17 protein-coding genes are annotated in these 20,971 nt (G+C 41.7%); 8 read left to right on the top strand and 9 right to left on the bottom strand.

All coding sequences use genetic code 11. The features are described from left to right. Nucleotides 1-9: 9 nt before the first annotated feature. The 4 genes from WKF66_RS01545 (at nucleotide 10) to WKF66_RS01530 (ending at nucleotide 3,694) form a co-directional block, all read left to right on the top strand. Nucleotides 10-2,376: a S9 family peptidase gene (locus WKF66_RS01545; RefSeq protein WP_489672640.1), complete on the top strand. Its 2,367-nt coding sequence runs from the start codon at nucleotides 10-12 to the stop codon at nucleotides 2,374-2,376. Between the two features lie 114 nt (nucleotides 2,377-2,490). Then, a complete protein-coding gene (locus WKF66_RS01540; RefSeq protein ID WP_489672639.1) occupies nucleotides 2,491-3,123 on the top strand; it encodes a peroxiredoxin in 633 nt (210 codons plus the stop codon). A 14-nt stretch (nucleotides 3,124-3,137) separates the two neighbouring features. Further along, the gene (locus tag WKF66_RS01535) at nucleotides 3,138-3,446 is read left to right on the top strand and encodes a thioredoxin family protein (RefSeq protein WP_489672638.1); all 309 of its coding nucleotides are present in this window, start codon (nucleotides 3,138-3,140) and stop codon (nucleotides 3,444-3,446) included. Further along, nucleotides 3,446-3,694: a DUF6952 family protein gene (locus WKF66_RS01530; protein ID WP_489672637.1), complete on the top strand. Its 249-nt coding sequence runs from the start codon at nucleotides 3,446-3,448 to the stop codon at nucleotides 3,692-3,694. Before WKF66_RS01535 ends, WKF66_RS01530 begins: the two co-directional genes overlap by 1 nt. Before the next feature lie 67 nt (nucleotides 3,695-3,761). On the opposite strand, the gene WKF66_RS01525 is transcribed toward WKF66_RS01530, so the two are convergent. The 9 genes from WKF66_RS01525 to WKF66_RS01485 all read right to left on the bottom strand — a co-directional run bounded on the left by WKF66_RS01525 (nucleotide 3,762) and on the right by WKF66_RS01485 (nucleotide 13,703). After that, entirely contained in the window at nucleotides 3,762-6,350 is a 2,589-nt protein-coding gene (locus WKF66_RS01525) for a phosphoenolpyruvate carboxylase (RefSeq protein WP_489672636.1), read from the bottom strand. A 100-nt stretch (nucleotides 6,351-6,450) separates the two neighbouring features. Next, entirely contained in the window at nucleotides 6,451-7,998 is a 1,548-nt protein-coding gene (locus tag WKF66_RS01520; RefSeq protein WP_489672635.1) for a DHA2 family efflux MFS transporter permease subunit, read from the bottom strand. Between the two features lie 3 nt (nucleotides 7,999-8,001). Continuing rightward, nucleotides 8,002-9,045, bottom strand: coding sequence for an HlyD family secretion protein (locus tag WKF66_RS01515; RefSeq protein WP_489672634.1), 1,044 nt, complete (start codon nucleotides 9,043-9,045; stop codon nucleotides 8,002-8,004). A 19-nt stretch (nucleotides 9,046-9,064) separates the two neighbouring features. After that, nucleotides 9,065-10,381 (bottom strand): TolC family protein, encoded by a 1,317-nt coding sequence (locus WKF66_RS01510; protein ID WP_489672633.1) that lies wholly within the window; start codon nucleotides 10,379-10,381, stop codon nucleotides 9,065-9,067. After that, entirely contained in the window at nucleotides 10,378-11,004 is a 627-nt protein-coding gene (locus tag WKF66_RS01505) for a TetR/AcrR family transcriptional regulator (RefSeq protein ID WP_489672632.1), read from the bottom strand. The genes WKF66_RS01510 and WKF66_RS01505 overlap by 4 nt, the downstream gene beginning before the upstream one ends. Before the next feature lie 141 nt (nucleotides 11,005-11,145). Next, nucleotides 11,146-11,694: a DUF2911 domain-containing protein gene (locus tag WKF66_RS01500; protein ID WP_489672631.1), complete on the bottom strand. Its 549-nt coding sequence runs from the start codon at nucleotides 11,692-11,694 to the stop codon at nucleotides 11,146-11,148. Between the two features lie 20 nt (nucleotides 11,695-11,714). Then, complete coding sequence (locus WKF66_RS01495) at nucleotides 11,715-11,897, bottom strand: hypothetical protein (RefSeq protein ID WP_489672630.1); 183 nt, start codon at nucleotides 11,895-11,897, stop codon at nucleotides 11,715-11,717. 98 nt (nucleotides 11,898-11,995) lie between these two features. Further along, on the bottom strand, nucleotides 11,996-12,502 hold the full coding sequence (locus WKF66_RS01490; protein ID WP_489672629.1) for a DinB family protein: 507 nt from the start codon (nucleotides 12,500-12,502) through the stop codon (nucleotides 11,996-11,998). Next, a complete protein-coding gene (locus tag WKF66_RS01485; RefSeq protein ID WP_489672628.1) occupies nucleotides 12,483-13,703 on the bottom strand; it encodes a sensor histidine kinase in 1,221 nt (406 codons plus the stop codon). Before WKF66_RS01485 ends, WKF66_RS01490 begins: the two co-directional genes overlap by 20 nt. Before the next feature lie 46 nt (nucleotides 13,704-13,749). Between WKF66_RS01485 and gltX the strand changes: the two genes are divergently transcribed. From gltX to WKF66_RS01465, 4 genes are all read left to right on the top strand, one after another. Continuing rightward, a complete protein-coding gene (gene gltX / locus WKF66_RS01480) occupies nucleotides 13,750-15,258 on the top strand; it encodes a glutamate--tRNA ligase (RefSeq protein ID WP_489672627.1) in 1,509 nt (502 codons plus the stop codon). Nucleotides 15,259-15,327: 69 nt separating this feature from the next. Next, complete coding sequence (gene ypfJ, locus WKF66_RS01475; RefSeq protein ID WP_489672626.1) at nucleotides 15,328-16,170, top strand: KPN_02809 family neutral zinc metallopeptidase; 843 nt, start codon at nucleotides 15,328-15,330, stop codon at nucleotides 16,168-16,170. A gap of 74 nt (nucleotides 16,171-16,244) precedes the next feature. Beyond that, nucleotides 16,245-17,369, top strand: a complete 1,125-nt coding sequence (locus WKF66_RS01470) for a hybrid sensor histidine kinase/response regulator (protein ID WP_489672625.1) — start codon at nucleotides 16,245-16,247, stop codon at nucleotides 17,367-17,369. A gap of 14 nt (nucleotides 17,370-17,383) precedes the next feature. Further along, the gene (locus tag WKF66_RS01465; RefSeq protein ID WP_489672624.1) at nucleotides 17,384-20,968 is read left to right on the top strand and encodes a response regulator; all 3,585 of its coding nucleotides are present in this window, start codon (nucleotides 17,384-17,386) and stop codon (nucleotides 20,966-20,968) included. The last annotated feature ends 3 nt before the right edge of the window (nucleotides 20,969-20,971 follow it).

The following is a 20,971-nucleotide window of genomic DNA, read 5'->3' as shown; positions in this document are numbered from 1 at the left end:
ATAAAGACTATGAAGAGATATATAATCGGTTTCTTATTACTTACTTCCATTGCTAAGGGTCAGCAGATTTTTCCACTAACTGTAGAGAAGATAATGAGAGATCCCAAATGGATGGGTGTAGCACCAAGTAATTACCGCTGGTCGGCCGACAGCAAGAAAGTATTCTTTAACTGGAATCCGGAGAACAAGGAGAAAGATGCCCTATATAGCGTTGGCTTAAATGGATTGACGCCACAGAAGGAAGAAGAAAAAATCCTTGAGAAAGCTTTAGGCTCATCATTGATCTATAACGCTATACTTTCATCGGCACTGTTCGAAAAGGGCGGCGATGTTTATCTGTTTAATCCGAAGACAAAGACTGAGCAACGACTGACAAACACGGTGGAACGTGAAAGTGGCGCTAAGTTTTTGAAGAATGGCAGCATTAGTTATCAAAGGGGGGACAACTTGTTTTTAGTGAATCTTAGAACCAATGAAACTAAGCAGCTTACCAACTTTGTTAAAGGCAAAAAGGTCGTCGCAGCAGATCGGAAAGCGACATCTGCGCAGGACATGTGGTTAAAAGCAGATCAGTTACAGCTATTCGATGTGTTGAAGAAAGATAAAAAGCCCGTGGTTTCTACCCGTGCTGGTTTTGGGCGACCTCCTGTTGCAGGAACAGAGAAAACAATTAAAGCGATCTATTTAGAAGATAAGATATTGACCGGGTTGACGGTGAGTCCCGACGGGAGATATGTTACTTACCGCCTGGTAACTCTGCCAACGAACGGGCAGAATAGTATCGTTCCGAATTATGTGACTGCCTCAGGTTATACAGAGGATATCAATGGAAGAACCAAAGTAGCGGAGCCTATGGCAGCTTATGAAAATTACATTTATGACAACCAGAGAGACACGGTATATTCCATTCATATTGCGCAGATACCAGGGATCAAAGACCTTCCTGATTATGTGAAAGATTATCCAAAGCAACTGGAAGACCGCAAGAAGCGCAACGAAGACCGTAAGGTAAGCCTTGCAGGTCCTTTTTGGAACGACGAGGGGAGTACAGCCATTGTTGTTGCTGACGCGCTTGACAACAAAGATTTGTGGATATTGAAGCTGGATATTTCGACGGGAAACGTAAGTCTGGTAGACCGTCAGCGTGATGAGGCCTGGATTGGCGGCCCGGGTGTTGGTGCAAGAAACCTCGGTTGGCTCAATAACAGCCAGATTTATTTTCAAAGCGAGGCGAGTGGCTATTCTCATTTGTATTTGGCAAACGTTGCTACAGGAGAAAAGAAACAGCTCACCTCAGGCAAGTGGGAAGTTCAGAGCCTGCAACTATCGAAGGACAAGAAGACGTTTTACCTAAGCGGAAATAAGGAACATCCCGGGATTACGCATTTCTACAAGCTCAATGCTCAGGGTGGTGCTTTAGAGCAGATCACTAGTATGAAAGGCGGTAATGAGGTTACGCTTTCTCCGGATGAAAAATGGTTGGCCATCAACTATTCCTATATGGATAAACCATGGGAGCTCTACATCCAGGCAAATAAGCCGGGAGCGAAAGCCGTACAGGTAACCAATTCGTCTTCTGCAGAGTTTAAATCTTATGAATGGCGCAAGCCGGATATGGTTTCTTTCAAGAACAGGTATGGTGCCGATGTTTACGCAAGAGTATATCCTGCTAAGAATCCACATCCGAACAGGCCTGCGGTGGTATTTGTGCATGGAGCAGGCTATTTACAAAATGTCCATTTCTGGTGGAGTCAATATTTCAGGGAGTATATGTTCAATAATCTTCTCGCAGATAATGGCTATACGGTGATTGACATCGATTATACTGCCAGTTCTGGCTACGGAAGAGATCATCGTACAGGTATCTACAGGCATATGGGAGGGAAGGATTTGACGGATCAGGTTGATGGTGTCAAGATGCTGGTAGAAAAGTATAATGTCGACCCTAAGCATGTGGGCTTATACGGGGGATCATATGGTGGTTTTATCACTCTGATGGGGCTTTTTACCGAACCTGATGTTTTTGCGAGTGGTGCAGGATTAAGATCGGTTACTGACTGGGCGCATTACAATCATGGGTATACAGCAAACATTTTGAATGAGCCCTTTAATGATGAGATTGCTTATAAAAGAAGTTCCCCGATATACTTTGCGAATGGTCTGAAAGGCAATTTGCTGATGTGCCATGGGATGGTAGATGTAAACGTTCATTTCCAGGATATCGTTCGGTTATCCCAGCGCTTGATAGAGCTAGGCAAAAACAATTGGGAGCTTGCTGTTTACCCGGTTGAGGATCATGGATTCATAGAGCCAAGTAGCTGGACTGACGAATATAAACGGATCTATAAATTGTTCGAAACTACTCTTAAAAAGTAAATAGGATTTATCTATACTGTTATCAATATTAAGTATCCTGAATTAGTTGGCTTCGGTTGATATTGAAGCACGCTTGCCGTACCTTTGCGGCAGATTAAAAATAACAAGATAATTATGGCAATAGTAGGTAGAAAATTCCCAAGCATCAGCATAGACGCAATGTCTGATATGGGTGATGATTTAAAAATCAATGTTTTTGAAGAAGCAGTAAATAGAAGCAGTAAAGTGTTGCTATTCTGGTATCCAAAGGACTTTACTTTTGTTTGTCCAACTGAGTTACACGCTTTCCAGGAAGCATTGCCTGAATTTGAAAAAAGAAATACAATGGTAATTGGTGCATCATGCGATACAAATGAAGTTCACTTTGCATGGTTAAATACACCGAAAGATAATGGCGGTATTGAGGGTGTTACTTATCCGATCCTTGCTGATACTCACAGACAATTGGCTAATATTTTAGGCATTGTGGAGCAGGAAGTAGAATACGATGAAGAAGGTCATGAGATCTTTTCTGGTTCTAACGTAACCTTCAGAGCTACCTACCTTATTGATGAGACTGGTAAAGTTTTCCATGAAAGTGTTAACGATATGCCATTGGGAAGAAATGTAAAAGAATATTTACGTCTGGTTGATGCATACAGTCATGTTCAGACACATGGTGAAGTTTGTCCTGCAAACTGGGAAGAAGGAAAAACAGCAATGAGCGCCGATAGAAGTGGTGTTGCTGAATACCTAAGTGCACATTAATTAAATAAATAGCGATGTTTTTAGAATTAACCGAAGATAATCTTCAACAATATGTTGCTGACAACAACAAAGTAATGGTTCAGTATGCTGCATCATGGTGTGGTAACTGCAGAATCATGAAACCAAAGTTCAAAAAGCTGGCTGCGGAAAATGGTGATGTTGCATTCCTTATCGTGGATGCGGAGAAATTACCTAATTCACGTAAACTCGCGAACGTTGATAATTTGCCAACGTTTGCTGCCTTCGAAGGAGGGGTGTTGGTTGACCAGACGCAAACAAACAAAGCTGAAGTTTTAACACAGTTATTTGATAAGATAAAGTAATGAAGATTCCAGTTATAAGACAGTTTTTTCAGAACACCACTAAGGAAGATCTTGAGGCTACATTAAACGTTCTGGAAGCATATTGCGAGTTCAGAGGCGTAAGTGAGCAGGAGGTAGACGTAGCGGGTGAGCTGATTACCAATATTTGCGGAGCATTAGAGGTTCATGCAAGCGTGGCCGATGGCGCACTTGAAAAGGATGCCCTTAATTCCTTCGGCCAAAAGGTAATGGGATCTATCGATAGATAGACGTTTTGTTAAGCAAAAGGAAAAGGCGATCTGTTTGGATCGCCTTTTTTTATACAGTTAATAGAAGTTATGCAAGGTTTCTGCCAGCATTCACAATTCCGTAGACGGTTCTAATGGCTAGCTTCTCGAGGGACTGCTGCTCTTGCTCTGAAAATTCGCCCTGAAGCTGCTCTAATGCAAAATGCTGGATAAGCACCAAGGGCAACACTATCTTCTCTCTCACAGCAATTGAGCGCTTCTCTGCAGGGTAATTCTCCATTAGAGTGGTATGACCGGATAGTTTCAATAACATTCGCTTAGACAACTCAAATTCTTCAAAAAGCATAGTCCAGAATGCGCCGTAATCTTTGTCATTAGCAAAGTGAGCTGTTATAGCGAAATCTGCTTTGCTCATAGACATCATACAGTTTTCTATGATCGTTTTAAAGTAGCCGGACTCGTTGTAAGTTTCTACTACCTTCTCCCAGTTGCCTTTATCGTCCTGATTTTTAAGGGCGGTACCAACACCGTAGAATCCAGGGATGTTCTGCTTTAGCTGGCTCCAGGAAGTCACGAAACTAATGGCACGCAGATCTTCCAGTTTAAGCTTTTCGCCGGAGTTCCTTTTTACCGGGCGACTACTTATCGTAATTTTCGAAAGCAAGCTTAAGGGAGAGAATTTTTCAAGATAACTTAAGAACAAAGGGTGCTTTCTTAGCGCCACGAAGGATTCAAAGCTATCTTCGGCCATTTCATCCAATAGGTTTTTATGTACTGGATCTAAGAGAATATTGTGCTTTTCTCTGATGCCGGCAGAGATGCCCGCGTTTATTAGTTGTTCGATATTAAATTCAGCACTGTCGATCGAACCATACTGCGAGCTGATCGTTTGTCCCTGAATGGTGAGCTGGATATTCTTGTTCGCAATCTCTTTACCCATGGAAGCATAGAAACGGTGTGTCTTACCGCCTCCTCTTGAAGGCGGTCCACCGCGACCATCAAAAAAGGCCAGCTGGATATTGTGATTATTGGCCGTTTCGGTCAGCTCAACTTTCGCATTAAAGATGGACCAGTTGGCCATGAGGTAACCGCCATCTTTCGTGCTGTCGGAGAAGCCAAGCATGATGTCTTGCTTATTGCCTCTGCTTTCCAGGTGTTTTTTGTAAAAGGGATGCGCATAAAGCGTCTCCATGATCTTCGCAGCAACTGCCAGGTCATGTACGGTCTCGAATAAAGGTACGAAGTCAATGCTCAGGTCATTCTCGTCCCAACCGTTCCATAGGAAAAGTTCAATGAGCTGTAAAATATCACTTGCCTGCTGGCAATTGCTAATGATGAAGCGATGACAGGCTAGGTTACCGTTGCTGTCCTGGATTTGTTTAATCTCTGCAATGGTTTGCAGTGTGTCCTCAATCAGTGCATCAGCTTCTTCGGTGTAATTGACTTTTGCGCTTTTGAATGATAGTGCATTGATCTTGTCCTGTTCGGAAAGGTCATCATAGTTCTCCGGAAATAGAGATATGATTGGTTTACTCTGCCTGCAGTAGGCATGAACATCCCGGAGTACCCTGCTGTCTTGTCTGATATCCAGCGACGCGAAGTGGCAACCATACAATTCCACTTTGCGGATAAGGTCTGAAACCAAGTCTACGAATAAGCCATCGTGATCACTTAGCAAGGTGCCCTTGATGTCTAGCAGGTGCTTAATGACTTCCTCTGCGATGTTCTTATGTTCTATATTCGGATCGAAAGCATTTTGATAAAGGATGTCATGCACAATGGCAACTGCGTCTTCTACGCCTCTGAATGTTATTCTACGTTTTAAATTTCTAAAGTCGCGGTAATAGCATCTGAAGAGGATCTGGCGAAGCATTTTAGAGACCTGGATGGTAGAATCAGTATGTACATTTGGGTTTCCATCTCTATCTCCACCGGGCCAGAAGCCCAGCTCAACAATCTTTTTAGGTTCGATGCTGTACTCTGAAAGAGTTTTATCTATGCCCGATTGTATGTTCGCAGCGGCAAAATAGAATACATTTTCCAAATACCAGGCGAGACTAAGTGCCTCATCTACCGGCGTTGGTGATTTTTTGTTAAAGAAAGGCGTTTTACCAAGTTGCTGCAACAGAAGATGTATAGTAGAGATCTCATTGTTTTTAATTGCAGAAGTAAGGTCTGTAATGATTGACAATACGCTTCCTGGATAAAACTGTGTTGGATGGGCAGTGAGCACCAATCGCAAAGAAAAATCTTCTATCAATTTCTCAATCTTATCCGTTAGCTGGTAATTGTCGACTCCTTTTTTAAGATAAGAAAGGAGTGCATTTTCTTCATCGTCTGCATTGAGCTTATTGAAGGAAGCGTCTTCAACGGCATCAAATAATACAACTTGTCGTTCGATATATTGAATAAACCTGAATAACAGATCAATGATATCTTTCTTTGTATCGTGTTGCGTATACTTTTTGAAGAAGCTGTGTATGATCTTTTCAGGTGTTTCATGGTTTACTACACCTTCTTCACAGTATTTAATGAAGAGGGGCAGTAAGGTCCCTGTGTCTTTGATTTTGTAGAAAGGAAGGGTAAGAAAAAGGCTGTTATAAAGTTCAAAACGGGATACGACTTCATTGTTAAAAACCGATTCCCTTTGACCTATTGCGCGTTGTTTCTGCATCATATTTGATTGGTAATTTACGTGCATAATTTACCAATTATCAATCAGAATTAGGTTAATTTTGATTTAAAAAGGCGTTAAAGTAATATAACGCCTTTTTAAATTAGTGGAGATCTGCGGGAATTTCGACGTTCTTCTTGAATTTCTGCAGGTAAAGTAGCGGAATTGAGCACAGCATAATCAAACCTGCGATCCAATAGGCGTCGTTGTAAGTAAGTAATAGGGATTGTTTAGTTACCGTACCTTCGATAGCTTTTGTTGCCAGTACTTTGGCATCGAGGTAACCATATCCCTTGCTGATAAAGTTTTGGATAAATCCATTGAAACGTTCTGTAAATGCCGGGTTATATTCGTTCACATTAGTGATTAAATTACTTCTGTGGAAACCCTGACGAAGGTGTATCAATGTAGTCAGAGCGGCGATTCCAAACGATCCGCCTAGCTGTCTCATCATGTTATTTAAACCTGAACCCTGACCTATTTCTGCACCTTTCAGGTCCTGAATAGCTAGTGTGGTTAGGGGCACAAACAATAGCGCCATACCGACACCTCTGATCATGAGTGGTAAAAAGAAATCACTAGTTCCCGATTGCAGCGTGGAGTTACTTAACATGGCACAGAATACGAAGAAAAGAAACATACCTATTGTAGCCATAAACTGCGCAGGAACGTTTTTCTTCAACATGATTCCAATAAATGGCATCATTACAATGGTACATAATCCTCCAGGAAACAAGAGTTCGCCCGTTTGTAAAGGGGAGAAGCCCAATAGATTCTGACAAAAGATTGGAAACACAAACACAGAGCCGTAGAGTCCAAACCCAAGTACAAATGAGGTGAACATGCCGACAGAAAAGCTTCGGTGTCTCATGATCTTAAAGTTCACGATGGGATGGTCGGTGCTCATTTCTCTCCATATAAAGAGGAGTAAACCTACGACAGAAGCAACACCTAGCGCGGTAATATATGGCGTTGAAAACCAGTCTTCACTTTCGCCTTTTTCTAATAGCGTCTGCAAACTTCCAACTGCAATTGCCAATAAAGCGATACCATACCAATCTACAGGCATGCCTTTACCCTCTTTCGGGGTTTCGCGAACGAACATGTAGGTACAGTACGCGGCGAGAATCCCGACGGGTATATTCACATAAAATATTAAGGGCCATGAACTGATCTCCAACAAATAGCCACCAATGGTAGGTCCAACTGTTGGTCCGACAACGGCGCCTAAACCGAATAGGGCAGTAGCGATACCGACGTCTTCCCGGGGCCATGTCTCTATTAGAATCGCCTGAGCTGTTGAAATCAAACCACCACCAGCAAGGCCCTGTAGGATCCTAAAGGCAATGAGCTCTTCCAAATTGGTCGCGTTACCGCAAAGGAACGAAGCGATTGTGAAGAGTATAATTGAAAATAAAAAGTAATTCTTACGACCAAATCTGCTTCCTAACCATCCAGACATAGGCAGAATGATTACGTTGGCAACAGCATAGCCGGTGGATAACCAGGCGACGTCCTCAAGGGTTGCGCCAAGGTTTCCCTGTATCTGGGGTATGGCGACGTTTACAATTGTGGTATCAATTAGCTCCAATAAGGAAGCTGTGATTACCGTAAACGTGATTACCCACTTCTTTAAACCTTGCTCGGCCATTATCTAGTCTTTAATAGAAACAGAAACCTTAACACTCATGCCTGGGCGTAATTTCGCCATTGTTTCTTTCGAGGCTTTTGTGATCTTTATCTTAACAGGAATTCTTTGCACCACTTTGACAAAGTTACCAGTAGCATTATCCGGTGGTAACAGCGATCCTTTGGCACCTGTGATTGGGGCGAAGTTGTAAACCTCTCCTTGGATGTCTTCATTTGGATAAGCGTCAACTTCTACCTGAACTTTAAGTCCGGGGGTTATCTCTTCGAGTTGGGTTTCTTTAAAGTTGGCGGTTACATAAATGCTGTTCTCATTCACAATTGAGAATAGCGACTGACCTGCCTGTACCAACTGACCCTTCTGAACGTTTTTCTTAGAAACGATGCCTGAAGCGGGCGCTTTGATATCGGTATAAGAAAGTTGAAGTTTTGCAAGATCAACTTCAGACTGGCGAGCGGTAACACCTGTATTGCTTACTGCCAATTGAGATTGTGTAGTTCCAACTTGTTTAACAGCCGCGACATATTGATCTTTTGCAGCGGTAAAGGCTGCTTGTGCAGATTCTTTCTGCGCTTTTGCCTGATCGAACTGTTGTTGTGTGATCGAACCATCTTTTACCAGGTTGGCGTAACGCTCATAATCCTTTTGAGCTAACATCAATTGAACTCGGGCAGCTTCGATATTCGCTTTTGCGGTACTCGTGTTTGCTGAGGTAGCAGCAATTTGTGATTGCGATACTCCGACTCCTGCGCTGGCACCGAGTTGACCAGCATTAGCTTGTTCTAATCTCACTTTATAGTCACTGTCATCCAGTTTTACCAGTACGTCACCTTCCTTTACGGAGGTGTTTTCTTCAAATTTTATCTCCTTCACATAGCCGCCTACACGTGCAACAACCGGGCTGATGTCGCCATCAATCTGAGCATCATCCGTATCTACGTGTTTGCTGTAATACAAATATTCTTTGGTTCCAAAAATGGCCCCTATTACTAAGAGTACACCTAAGATTATGGGTACAACTTTATTCTTCTTTTTAGTTTCAGTAGTCATTGCGTGTTTGTTATGAGAATTAGTTAGCTATTTTTCCGGTTGATCTGAGTAAGGTATAGTAAGCAAGACCTGCGTCTGCTTTTGCAAGTTCCAGGTTGATCTTAGCTTGATAAAGCAGGGTTTCTGCATCTATTCTATCAATTGCAGAGGCCACATTGTTTTTATATTTTGAAGCAAGCAGGTTATCATTTTCTGTTGCCTGGGCAATAGAGGTTTCTAAAATCTTGATTCTATTGACTGCCAATTGGTAGTCCTGATAATTTCTATTAATCTCAGTCTTAAATTGATCTGAAAGAATATCTTTTTGAATTACAACATTCTGCTGTTGAATTCTTGCTTCCGAGATCTTATTCTTGTTGGTCCAAAGGTTTGCAATGTTCCATGAAACATTAGCACCAATGGTGATTGGCATCAGGTACTGATTTGTAGGTGGAATGAAGCTTCCGCTTGGGTTGATATAATACAAATTTGCACCTACACCTACCGTCGGCAAAGCATTGGCCTGGATAGATTTGATATTAACTCCTGCTACTTTATTTTGTAGGTCAAGTTGTTGCAGTTCTTGTCTATTGCTCATGGCCATGTCGATATAACTTCCTAAAGTACCCACCGGTGTCAAAGAGTTATCAGGGTCTGCAATTTCAATTGTAGTTGCGTCATCCAGTCCCAACAAGATATCAAGGTTATAGTTAATGATTTTTCTATTGTTCTCGATTTCCATATCTGTTAGCGAAACGTTTGCTTGCTGTAGCTGGAATCTTAAAACGTCATTCTTAGTTACTATGCCCTGGTTGAAGAACCGTTGCGATTGTTTCAGCTGACTTGCGATAGACTCCAGGTTTTGGGCAACTACTTTTTTACTTTGAAGGACTTTAAATAAGGAGAAATAAGTATTAATCACCGCATAGCTGATGTCTTCTCTGCTTTTCTCGGCGTCTAGCTTTGCAACTTCAGTCAGCAGTTTAGTTGATTCTTCAGCATAGCGAAGTTTCCCTCCGTTATAGATTAATTCTTCTACAGCCGCAGTACCGACAAATGCATCTGCACGTCGGGGAAGATGGATGGGATCTGCGCCGCCGATCACCAACGAATTTGTTGGTATTTCTGCATGATTGTACAGGAATGATGCGCTTGCAGTTGGCAAAGCGTTGTCTTTAATGATCGCGAGCCTCGATACTGATTCGTCAATTTTGCTTTGTGAAAGTTTGAGATTCTTGCTATTGCTGATACCGAGCGCCAATGCCTCCTGCAAGGTCAGTCTTTTAACTTGTTGGGCATAGATCAGGTTTGGGAGCAATAGCGCGAGTAAGAGCGTTTTGAAAGTATAACGTATCATTGTTGGGGTGTTAAATAGATTGTAATAAGATCTTTTAGATGGGCGGTTAAACGTTCTGAAATCAGCTTTCTGTCTTTCTTGATGTTAATGTCCAGCGATGTTCCATACGTAATTTTGGATGGCGAGATGGCGACGTTGCTGATGGTACCCATTACGGTAGCAATCAGCATGCGAACGTCTACTTTTCGAAAGGCTCCTTCTTCAATTCCTTCAGTAATGATGCTTTCAAGAACCAGCATATTTTCCATCATCGCACTTTTAATTGTGGTAAACATTTCAGGTCTCTGGGGGAGTGAAAGTTCGCGCTGCATCATTTTGTGGAAGGTGATGTTACATATGATTCTTGAAGCATATCGTTCTACAACAAGAAGCAGTTTCTCCATGACGGTAACTTTCGCCATTTTGATTTCATGAAGCTGGGTCTTAAAATCAGCTATCCGCTGACCCATGATCTCCATAAAGACCCCTTCCTTCGAACCGAAGTAGTAATTGATCATTGCCATATTGGCTCCGGCTTCCTTTGCAATTTGTCGGGTGGAAGCGCCCTCATAGCCAAGTTCTGAAAACAACTTCTCTGCTGCTTCAAGTATACTGGCTCTCTTATCTGCTTTCTCCATCTTCATTTCGATGCAAAATTAATCAATCGATTGATTAATCAAACGATTGATTAAATATGATTTTGGATATGACAAATAGCTGACGATACGAAAGTTTAAGGCATAAAAAAAGCCGGATGCATTGCATCCGGCTTTTTAAAGAAAGGATTATTTTATTGTGATCGGCAAGGAAACAGAGACGGTATCCCATCCAATGTTAAGATCTGCACCGGTATCTGTCTTTGTAAACATCATCGCAAGAGCTTCAACAGGAGTAGCTAGAGTTTTCACAGGAACTTCAGTTCTAACGACATCTTTGGCTTCTTCATAAGAATAGGCGCCCCAGCTATTTATTTTGCTGTTAATAATGACAGTCCATTTGTCTTTATTTGGAATTGCAAATAGGCTGTATGTTCCAGCTTTAACTGGCTTTCCACCAACAGTCACATTTTTAAAGAAAGTAATTTCGTTCGACTCGTTTGCACCAAGACGGTAAACAGCTCCGTATTTTTCTAGCTCACCAAATACAACACGGCCCTTTTTAGATGGTCTTGCGTATATTAATTTGATATCTGGTGCAGTATTTTTCTGCGCAGCATTTGCAGGAAAATAAGCAAGGTCAGCGGGACTTCCATCCAAACCAGGGAACTTCAGTTCTTGTGCATTGACAGCAAGACTGAACGTGGCAAACAATGCCAGTAATAATACTTTTTTCATGTTATACGATTTAAGTTAAATTAGTGCTGACGGTCCTTAACAATTTTGTTTAAAAATACCGCGCCAAATATAAGACCTAAAAGACCGCCAAATAGCAACCATCCGAAACTCATAGTTATCGCAGAAGTAGTAAGAATTCCAAAGAAAAGGCCTAGAACGTAGTAAAGCCAATCAAAACTGTTATTGTTTTCTTGTTTAGTCATTATGTAATACTTAGAGTTCAAAGATATTGATTTATTTTATTTGAGGATAACAATTGTTAAGTTCGAAAGAATTAAAAAGGACAGAAAACATTCGTCTATCAAGAAAGGTATCTTTCTTTTATGATAGCAGTATGGTGAATAATGTGTCCGGCAATGACATAAACAATCGCTCTAACTGAAATGAGGCGACCTGATGCTATTCCTGAGGCATCTAAAGCTTTGTCGTTAAGTGAACGTATCAAATATAGATTTGACTGCCGCAGTAAAGCGAATTCTTCTGAAAAGCTATGGAGGCTTCGCTCGGAAAATGCCGCCCCGGCTACATACTCGTCCTCATCAAATCCAGGTAATGCTTGTTTCTCACCTCTGGCAAATGCAGTTAACCGAAAAACCAGAATCCTCTCCGTATCGATAATATGACCGATAAGTTCTTTGATCGTCCATTTGCCCGGAGCATACGCATAGTCGCCAATGTCCGTTAAACTGCTAATCAAGTCTGCAAAGTCCGTCGCCTGTTGCTGCAGAATCTCTAACACATCTCCGTCAATCAGTTTGATATATGTTTCTCCCCATGCGGGATACTCATTAGTTTGAGGTCGGTTCATACATTATGCTACTTTTAAGAATGATACGGAACGTTGTTCCTTTGCCTAATTCAGAGTCTTTAACAAAAATTTGACCGCTGTGGTAGTTCTCTACGATACGCTTAGTTAGTGATAAACCAAGGCCCCAGCCGCGTTTTCTAGTGGTATAACCCGGTTGAAACACGGCGTCAAACTTAGACCTCGCAATCCCCTTACCAGTATCAGTCACATCAATAAAAACCTCTTCTTTGGCTAGATTTTCAACAATATTTATCGTTATTTTTCCTTCGTTCTCTATTGCATTCGCAGCGTTCTTTAACAAGTTTTCAGTAACCCAGTCAAATAAGGGAACATTTAAAAGCGCTCTAACTTGCTCATCGCCAGTAATCGAAAATATCACCTTATCCGAGGTGCGAAGCCTGAAGTATTCTACGAAATTGTGAATGACGGTAAAGACCACATGGTCTTCAAGAATAGGCTTAGACCCTATTTTTGAGAAGCGGTCAGTGATAACTTCCAGCCTTTTGATGTCGTTTTGCATTTCTGCTATCAAAGGGTCGTCTTCGGCATTGAACCTGGTAGCCATGAGCTCTACCCAAGCCATTAAAGAGGAAATGGGCGTTCCAAGCTGGTGTGCCGTTTCTTTTGCCATTCCTACCCAAACCTGATCCTGCTCCGCTTTTCTGGCAGAACTGAAGGCTACATAAGCGGTTAGCAGAAACAGTGCAATAACGCCCAATTGTATATATGGAAAGTATCTTAACTGTGTTAATGTTGGAGAATCTTTGTGATAGATATAGTATTTTGATCCATCTGCACCTAAGCCATTGATAGGCGTAGGTGGATGCTGTTTCTTCATTGCCCTCAGTTCTCTTTGAAAATACCCGGGATCATACGCAACGCCTGGTTTCTTCTCCACATCATAATAGGTCTTTGTCGAATCCAATCCCTCAAAGCCCACGAAGTCTCCTTTATCGTTGGTCATGATTACAGGAAGCTTGTTGTTCGTTCTGATAAGATCAACTAATCCTGTGTAACGATCATCGTCATACATCAAAAGCGCCTGTTCAGTAACCTTAACATACAGTTGAAATTGAAGCCGTTCTTCACGCTCCATTTTCTTCACAAAGAAGTCACTGTAAAAAACCGAAGCACCACCTATTATGATGGCAAATATCAACAGAAAGAACTTCCAACGTCGCTTCTTCTCGTAAGGATTCATAGATTATGTAGGCAAATTACAAAAATATATCTTTGCAGGCAGTAATATGGAAAAGAAAGTAAGAGTAAGATTTGCCCCTAGTCCTACAGGCGGCCTACATCTGGGAGGTGTCCGCACGGCATTGTTCAATTATTTGTTTGCTAAGCAGCAAAATGGCACGTTCATTCTTCGCGTAGAGGATACCGACCAAACCAGGTTTGTAGAAGGTGCTGAAGAATATATCGTGTCCTGTTTGGAATGGTGTGGCATTTCACCCAATGAAAGTCCGCAGCTAGGGGGTGCTTATGGACCGTACCGACAGAGCGAAAGAAAGGCGACTTACAAGCAGTATGCCGATCAGTTAATTACTGATGGATTTGCTTATTATGCTTTTGATACGCCTGCAGAGCTTGATGCGAAACGTAAGGAAATTCCAAACTTCACTTACGGCCTTTCAACGAGAGGTGATATGCGCAACTCACTCACACTGCCGGCGGCAGAAGTTGAGGCATTAATTGCTGCAAACACTCCTTATGTAGTTAGAATTAAAATGCCAGAAGACGAATTGGTCTCGTTTACGGATTTAATCAGAGGACATGTGAGTTTCGACACAAATCTTGTGGATGACAAGGTTCTACTTAAGGCAGACGGAATGCCAACCTACCATTTGGCGGTAGTAGCGGATGACAGGGCGATGGAGATTAGCCATATTTTTAGAGGGGAAGAATGGTTGCCATCGGCTCCAATACATATTTTACTTTGGAGGTATTTGGGTTGGGAGGATGAGATGCCTCAATGGATTCATTTACCATTGATTTTAAAACCTGATGGAAATGGCAAGTTGAGCAAACGTGACGGCGATCGTTTGGGTTTTCCTGTCTATGCACAGAACTGGACAGATCCTGGAACTGGTGATGTAACCAAAGGTTTTAAGGAACTAGGGTTTATGCCGGAAGCTTTTGTTAACCTCCTGGCAATGCTCGGTTGGAATGACGGAACGGATCAAGAGCTATTTTCGTTATCAGAACTTATAGAGAAATTTTCTGTGGAACGTGTAAGTAAAGCGGGAGCAAAGTTTGATTTTGAAAAAGCGAAATGGTACAATCACGAGTGGATTAAAAATGCGACTGCCGAACATTTGATGCCCGCTGTAAGGCAGGAACTATCGGCTAATGGAATTGCAGTCCATGATGATGCTTACCTGTTAACGGTGATTGACCTAATTAAAGATCGTTGTTATCTGATGACGGACTTTGTGCCGCAGGCAGGATACTTTTTCACCTTTCCTGAAAAATACGATGTTGATGCCGTTAAGCCGAAATGGACTGCAGAGAAAGCCGCTTTTTTCAAGGCCTATGCTCTCTCTTTTGACTTAAGTTTGGAGCCACTTGAGGAAGAACAAAAATTCAAAAATATGGCTGTAGACCATGGCTTTAAGCCGGGAGAGTTGATGCTTCCATTCCGAGTAATGCTGGTTGGAGGCAAATTTGGACCCGGCATTTTTGATATCGCAAAAGCACTTGGAGTCAACGAAGTTCAACAAAGAATTAAAGCTGCAATACTAACTTTTAATTAATACGCTAAAAATAAGTCATTTGGTATAAAAATTGGTGAATCGAATTGTTTTACATATAAAAGGTTTTTTATGCAATGGTTTGGTAAAGGCAGTGGCAATATCGACGACAGGCGTGGTATGAGCGGTGGCGCCGTTGGTGGTGGCCTCGGAATTGTCGTAGTTATCCTGGGTTTAATTTTTGGTCAGGACCTAACAGGCCTAGTGAGCCAGATACCTGGCGGACAGCAAGCTGCTGTTGAAGGAAAAACCGGTGATCCGACTGATGCGGAAGGTAAATTCGTTGACGGAGTTTTCGAATCCACAAATCAAGTGTGGGAGATTCAATTTCGTGAGATGGGCTCAACCTATCAGGAGCCAGAAAAACTCACTTTGTTTACAGATTATGTTCAGTCTGCCTGTGGCGGAGCGAGCTCAGCCGTTGGTCCTTTTTATTGTCCTGGCGACAGAAGAATATACATTGACTTATCCTTCTATCAGGAATTAAAAAACCGTTTTGGTGCTGCGGGAGACTTTGCTCAGGCATATGTTATCGCTCATGAAGTAGGTCATCATGTCCAAAATCTTTTAGGGATTTCTGCCAAACTGGATCAGGCACGGGGACAATTAAGTGAAACAGAATATAATAAGCTATCTGTTAAACTAGAACTACAGGCGGACTTCCTTGCTGGTATGTGGGCTCACCATGCACAAAACTTAAAGGATTTCCGTTTAGATGAAGGGGATATTGAAGAAGCATTAAATGCTGCAAATGCAATTGGTGACGATAAGTTACAAAAGCAGGCGCAAGGGGAAGTGGTGCCCGATGCATTTACTCATGGTACATCTGCGCAGCGAATGTACTGGTTTAAAAAAGGCTTTGAGACTGGTGATTTTAACCAGGGAGACACATTCAGTTCCAGCGATTTACCATAAATCATGATTATGAAGCGATACTTTAAATATTCTTTAGAGTTGTATAGCTTTAATTTTTCTATTTTCGCTCTAGAATGATATTAATAGTAGATGACACTCCTGAGAACATCATATCTCTAAAAAAGGTTCTAGAGCAGCATAATTTCGAAGTCGATACCGCCTCTTCTGGAGAAGAAGCATTAAAGAAAGTATTAAAAAATGAGTATGTCCTTATTATTTTGGATGTGCAGATGCCTGGTATGGATGGATTTGAGGTTGCAGAAGCAATCTCAGGCTACAGTAAAGCTAAGGAAACAGCTATCATCTTTCTGTCAGCTGTCAACACGGACAATAAGTTTATTACCAAAGGATACTCTTCAGGTGGACTAGATTATATCACCAAGCCTGTTGACGTCGACATTTTATTATTAAAAGTAAAGACTTTCTATAGGATTTATGAACAGAGCAGGAAACTGATTGAAGTCCAGAAGGAGCTAATAAAAGAGATTGAGTTTAGAAAGCAGGCGGAACGGAAGAAAGACGAGTTTATCAGCATCGCTAGTCATGAGCTAAAAACGCCGCTCACAAGTGTGAAGGGATATATGCAACTTTTAGAAAGGAACCTTGATCGGGGTGACATTGCAACTGTGAAGCGGCATTTGAATAAGGCACAGATACAAATGGAGAAGTTGAATGACCTTATTGCCGATCTACTTGATATCTCAAAAATTGAAAGCGGTAAGCTTAAATTCAATAAAAAGTTTTTTGATATCAACATAATGTTGGACAGTGTGATTGAGATCATTTATCAATCAAATCCCGACTTTAAAATTCTTAAACAAGGCACAGCTCGTAAAGAAATTTATGCTGATGAGGCACGCATTGAGCAAGTAGTGATCAATTTCCTTACCAATGCAATTAAATATTCTCCAGGAACTAATGAAGTTCAAATTAATCTTGAAGAAATAGGTGAGCGCATCTATCTTGGTGTTCGTGATTTCGGCATCGGCATTGATCCGGAGATGCAGAAACATGTTTTTGATAAATTTTACAGAGTAGAAGAGACTGCAATACATTTCCAGGGTTTAGGTATTGGACTATACATTTCAGCGGAAATTATCAGAAGGCACTCAGGTGAAATTGGTGTGAAGAGTCAGTCGGGAGAGGGCTCCGAATTTTACTTCAACATACCTGTAAACGCAGGACCTGAATATGAATAGACAACAATCTAAATATGAATTCATCATTAAAAAGCAACCTTAGGATTGGATTAGGACTTTCCCTATTAATATTGTTTATAACGTCCCTTGCCTCTTTTATCAGCATTCAAAATTTAATAAAGAGCGCTAATCTGGTATCTCATAGCAACAGAGTGATGTCAAGCCTTGATGCGGTGATATCTACACTGAAAGATGCGGAGACTGGGCAAAGGGGATATCTGTTAACTGGAGACAAAGTATTTTTAGAGCCATACATCGGAGCTGAGGACCGAGCGAAGGATTTATTAAAGACTGTAGCGCTTGAAACAACAGATAATCCATTTCAGCAGCAAAATACTAAGCTTTTACAAGACATTGTTATCAACAGACTTTCTATCATCGAACAAACGATCAAAGTAAAGGATAACAATGGTAATGTAAGCATATCCGAATTGTTGAAAGGGAAAGTCTTTATGGATGACGCTCGGAACACCATTAAGAAAATGCAGGCGGAAGAGCAACGTCTTTTGACTTTGAGAACCCAGGAACTAAATAAGATATCATCTTATACGCCAGCTTTAATTCTTATTGCTGCAGCGTTGGCTATCTTAATTACGTTTTTCTTTTATCGAAAGGTCTCCTCCGATTTTACCTTACGTATGGAGCTGCAAAAAGAACTGCAGCATAAAAATCAAGAGATTGACGCAAGGATTGATGTGATTAAGAACATAGCTGGACGGATTTCTGACGGTGATTACGAGATTAGGCTAGACGAGAAAGAAAAAGATGGGCTGGGCAGCCTTGCCGGTTCATTAAATGCGATGGCTGAATCGTTGCAATATTCGTTTTCTTTACTAGCAGATAAAGAATGGTTGCAATCCAGTATTGCTAGTGTAAACGATATAATTGTAGCTGAAAAAAGCATTGAGGCTCTCGCTCATGACGTCCTTGAAGAGATTGTACACCGCACAGAAAGCGCAGTCGCCGTGTTTTATTTGGTAGGATCAGATAGAGATCTTCATCTGGAAGGAAGCTATGCACTTTTAAATGATGAGAGAAAACGTATTATCAAAGTAGGGGAAGGAATTTGTGGGCAGGTTGTTAAATCTGGAAAAGCAATTCTGATTGCTGATATCCCTGATGGGGAAATGACGATCAGCTATGCTTCAGGAAGTACAAGACCTAAAAGCATCACTGCAGTGCCTGTAAAACGAAATGGTGTCTTGATTGGTGTAATCGAACTTGGTTCGTTAACTACTTATAAGCCCTTTCATTTGGATTTTCTGAACAGTGTTTCAGAAAATGTTGCGATCGCTATTCATGTTGCACAAAACCGCAAACGCATGCAAGAGTTGTTGGAAGAGACGCAGGCACAGGCGGAGGAACTGCAGGCTCAACATAGTGAGCTTGAAGCGATGAATGCCGAGTTAGAAGCTCAAAGTCAGAAGATACAGACATCTGAAGAAGAATTAAGAGTACAACAGGAGGAATTGCTTCAAAGCAACCAGGAGCTGGAAGAACGGACAAGCTTATTAGAAGAGAAAAACCAATTGATACTGGAAAGAAATCTGGACATTCAACAAAAAGCGGAGCAGTTGGAGCTCAGTACTAAATACAAATCAGAATTTCTTGCAAACATGTCCCACGAGCTTCGGACTCCATTAAACTCCATTCTGCTGTTGTCTAAATTGATGTCGGATAACAAGGATCTAGACAAAGAGTACATTGAATATGCAGAGGTTATTCAAAGTTCAGGACAAGGCTTATTAGGCCTGATAGATGAAATTCTGGACCTTTCTAAGATCGAAGCAGGCAAGATGAACCTGGAGTTTGCACCTGTCGTTATTGAAGAAGTAGCAACAGATATGCGGTCTCTTTTTAATCCTGTTGCAAAAAACAAGCACCTTGTGCTTGCAATAGATTTAGAAGAAGGTATTCCAAACATCAACACAGACAAGATGCGCTTGGAACAAATCTTGAAGAACCTTCTTTCTAATGCAATTAAGTTCACGTCTCAGGGAAAAGTTACGCTTACAATAAGGAAAGAGGAAGATCAAAATAAGGTATTATTTAAGGTAACCGATACTGGAATAGGAATTCCTGCAGATAAACAGGGGTTGGTTTTTGAAGCGTTTCAGCAGGCAGACGGTTCCACTAGACGGAAGTTTGGAGGAACGGGATTGGGCCTTTCTATTAGTAGGGAATTAGCCAAGCTACTCGGGGGTGAGATTAATTTAGCCAGTAAGGAGCATGTGGGAAGTGAGTTTAGTTTCTCCATACCATTTGATCAGGAAGCTGCTCAAGAGAAAATCGTACCTACGGCACCTGTTGTAGCGAGTTCTTTCAGTAAGCCTAACAGTCCTGCCTTGCCTGAAAGATTCACTGTAGACCATATTCCACAGGAGGTAAGCGATGACAGGGATCGCATTATCAAGGGGGATAAGATCATTCTCATAATAGAAGACGATACTTCTTTTGCAAGGATTTTGCTTGACTTTACCCGGAAAAGAGGGTATAAGGGAGTTGTTGCCGTTCGTGGAGACACCGGTATTGAACTGGCAAATTTGTATAGGCCTCTTGCGATATTATTAGACATTCAGTTACCGGTCAAAGATGGGTGGCAGGTGATGGAGGAGTTAAAGTCGAACCCGGCTACAAGGCCAATTCCCGTTCACATTATGTCTTCTTTGGAGGTTAAGAAAGAGAGCCTTCTAAAGGGTGCTGTTGATTTCATCAATAAGCCGGTTGCCATGGAACATATGCAGCAAATCTTCCAGAAACTGGAGCATGCGCTAAGCCGACATCCAAAAAAGGTACTGATCGTTGAAGAAAATAAGCAGCATGCTGAAGCGTTAAGTTATTTCTTAAGCAACTACAGCATTACTACTGAAGTTGCAGGTGATGTTGCAGAAGGTATTGATGCGCTGCAAAGAAAGGAAGTGGACTGTGTCATTCTGGATATGGGCATTCCAGATAAAGGGGCTTATGAGACCCTGGAAACGATTAAAAAAACTAAGGGGCTGGAAAACCTTCCCATTATCATTTTTACAGGGAAAAACCTTTCCAAAGGTGAAGAAAGCAGAATTAAGCAGTACGCTGATTCCATCGTTGTAAAAACGGCCCATTCCTATCAGCGCATCCTCGATGAGGCGGGTCTGTTCCTTCATCTCGTAGAGGAAAAGGTTAATGATGGTGACAAAAAGCCTGTGTCTACGCGATTAGGAGGCTTATATGAAGTCTTGAATAATAAGACTGTATTGATCGCTGACGATGATGTGAGGAATATCTTCTCCCTAACTAAAGCGCTTGAGCAACATAAAATGCATGTGCTGGCGGCTACTGATGGAAAAGAAGCATTACAACTCCTTAAGGATAACCCTTTAGTAGATATTGTGCTGATGGATATGATGATGCCTGAAATGGATGGTTATGAAAGCACCAGGGAGATCCGCAAGATTCCTGCCTATAAACAATTGCCTGTTCTGGCTGTTACAGCCAAAGCAATGATGGGAGACCGGGAAAAATGCATCGCTGCGGGAGCATCTGATTACATTTCTAAGCCTGTAGATATTGATCAGCTCATCTCATTACTCAGGGTTTGGCTATACGACAAGGTTTAAGAC

This window comes from Pedobacter sp., from assembly GCF_037719805.1.
In the GTDB taxonomy this organism is placed as follows: Bacteria; Bacteroidota; Bacteroidia; order Sphingobacteriales; family Sphingobacteriaceae; genus Pedobacter.
The sequence above is the reverse complement of the archived record's forward strand: the minus strand, read 5'-3'. Positions and strand labels throughout refer to the sequence as shown.

Coding starts and splice junctions, on each gene's coding strand:
- WKF66_RS01545 (WP_489672640.1), top strand. CDS start 10: ATGAAGAGATATATAATCGGTTTCTTATTACTTACTTCCATTGCTAAG.
- WKF66_RS01540 (WP_489672639.1), top strand. CDS start 2,491: ATGGCAATAGTAGGTAGAAAATTCCCAAGCATCAGCATAGACGCAATG.
- WKF66_RS01535 (WP_489672638.1), top strand. CDS start 3,138: ATGTTTTTAGAATTAACCGAAGATAATCTTCAACAATATGTTGCTGAC.
- WKF66_RS01530 (WP_489672637.1), top strand. CDS start 3,446: ATGAAGATTCCAGTTATAAGACAGTTTTTTCAGAACACCACTAAGGAA.
- WKF66_RS01525 (WP_489672636.1), bottom strand. CDS start 6,350: ATGATGCAGAAACAACGCGCAATAGGTCAAAGGGAATCGGTTTTTAAC.
- WKF66_RS01520 (WP_489672635.1), bottom strand. CDS start 7,998: ATGGCCGAGCAAGGTTTAAAGAAGTGGGTAATCACGTTTACGGTAATC.
- WKF66_RS01515 (WP_489672634.1), bottom strand. CDS start 9,045: ATGACTACTGAAACTAAAAAGAAGAATAAAGTTGTACCCATAATCTTA.
- WKF66_RS01510 (WP_489672633.1), bottom strand. CDS start 10,381: ATGATACGTTATACTTTCAAAACGCTCTTACTCGCGCTATTGCTCCCA.
- WKF66_RS01505 (WP_489672632.1), bottom strand. CDS start 11,004: ATGAAGATGGAGAAAGCAGATAAGAGAGCCAGTATACTTGAAGCAGCA.
- WKF66_RS01500 (WP_489672631.1), bottom strand. CDS start 11,694: ATGAAAAAAGTATTATTACTGGCATTGTTTGCCACGTTCAGTCTTGCT.
- WKF66_RS01495 (WP_489672630.1), bottom strand. CDS start 11,897: ATGACTAAACAAGAAAACAATAACAGTTTTGATTGGCTTTACTACGTT.
- WKF66_RS01490 (WP_489672629.1), bottom strand. CDS start 12,502: ATGAACCGACCTCAAACTAATGAGTATCCCGCATGGGGAGAAACATAT.
- WKF66_RS01485 (WP_489672628.1), bottom strand. CDS start 13,703: ATGAATCCTTACGAGAAGAAGCGACGTTGGAAGTTCTTTCTGTTGATA.
- gltX (WP_489672627.1), top strand. CDS start 13,750: ATGGAAAAGAAAGTAAGAGTAAGATTTGCCCCTAGTCCTACAGGCGGC.
- ypfJ (WP_489672626.1), top strand. CDS start 15,328: ATGCAATGGTTTGGTAAAGGCAGTGGCAATATCGACGACAGGCGTGGT.
- WKF66_RS01470 (WP_489672625.1), top strand. CDS start 16,245: ATGATATTAATAGTAGATGACACTCCTGAGAACATCATATCTCTAAAA.
- WKF66_RS01465 (WP_489672624.1), top strand. CDS start 17,384: ATGAATTCATCATTAAAAAGCAACCTTAGGATTGGATTAGGACTTTCC.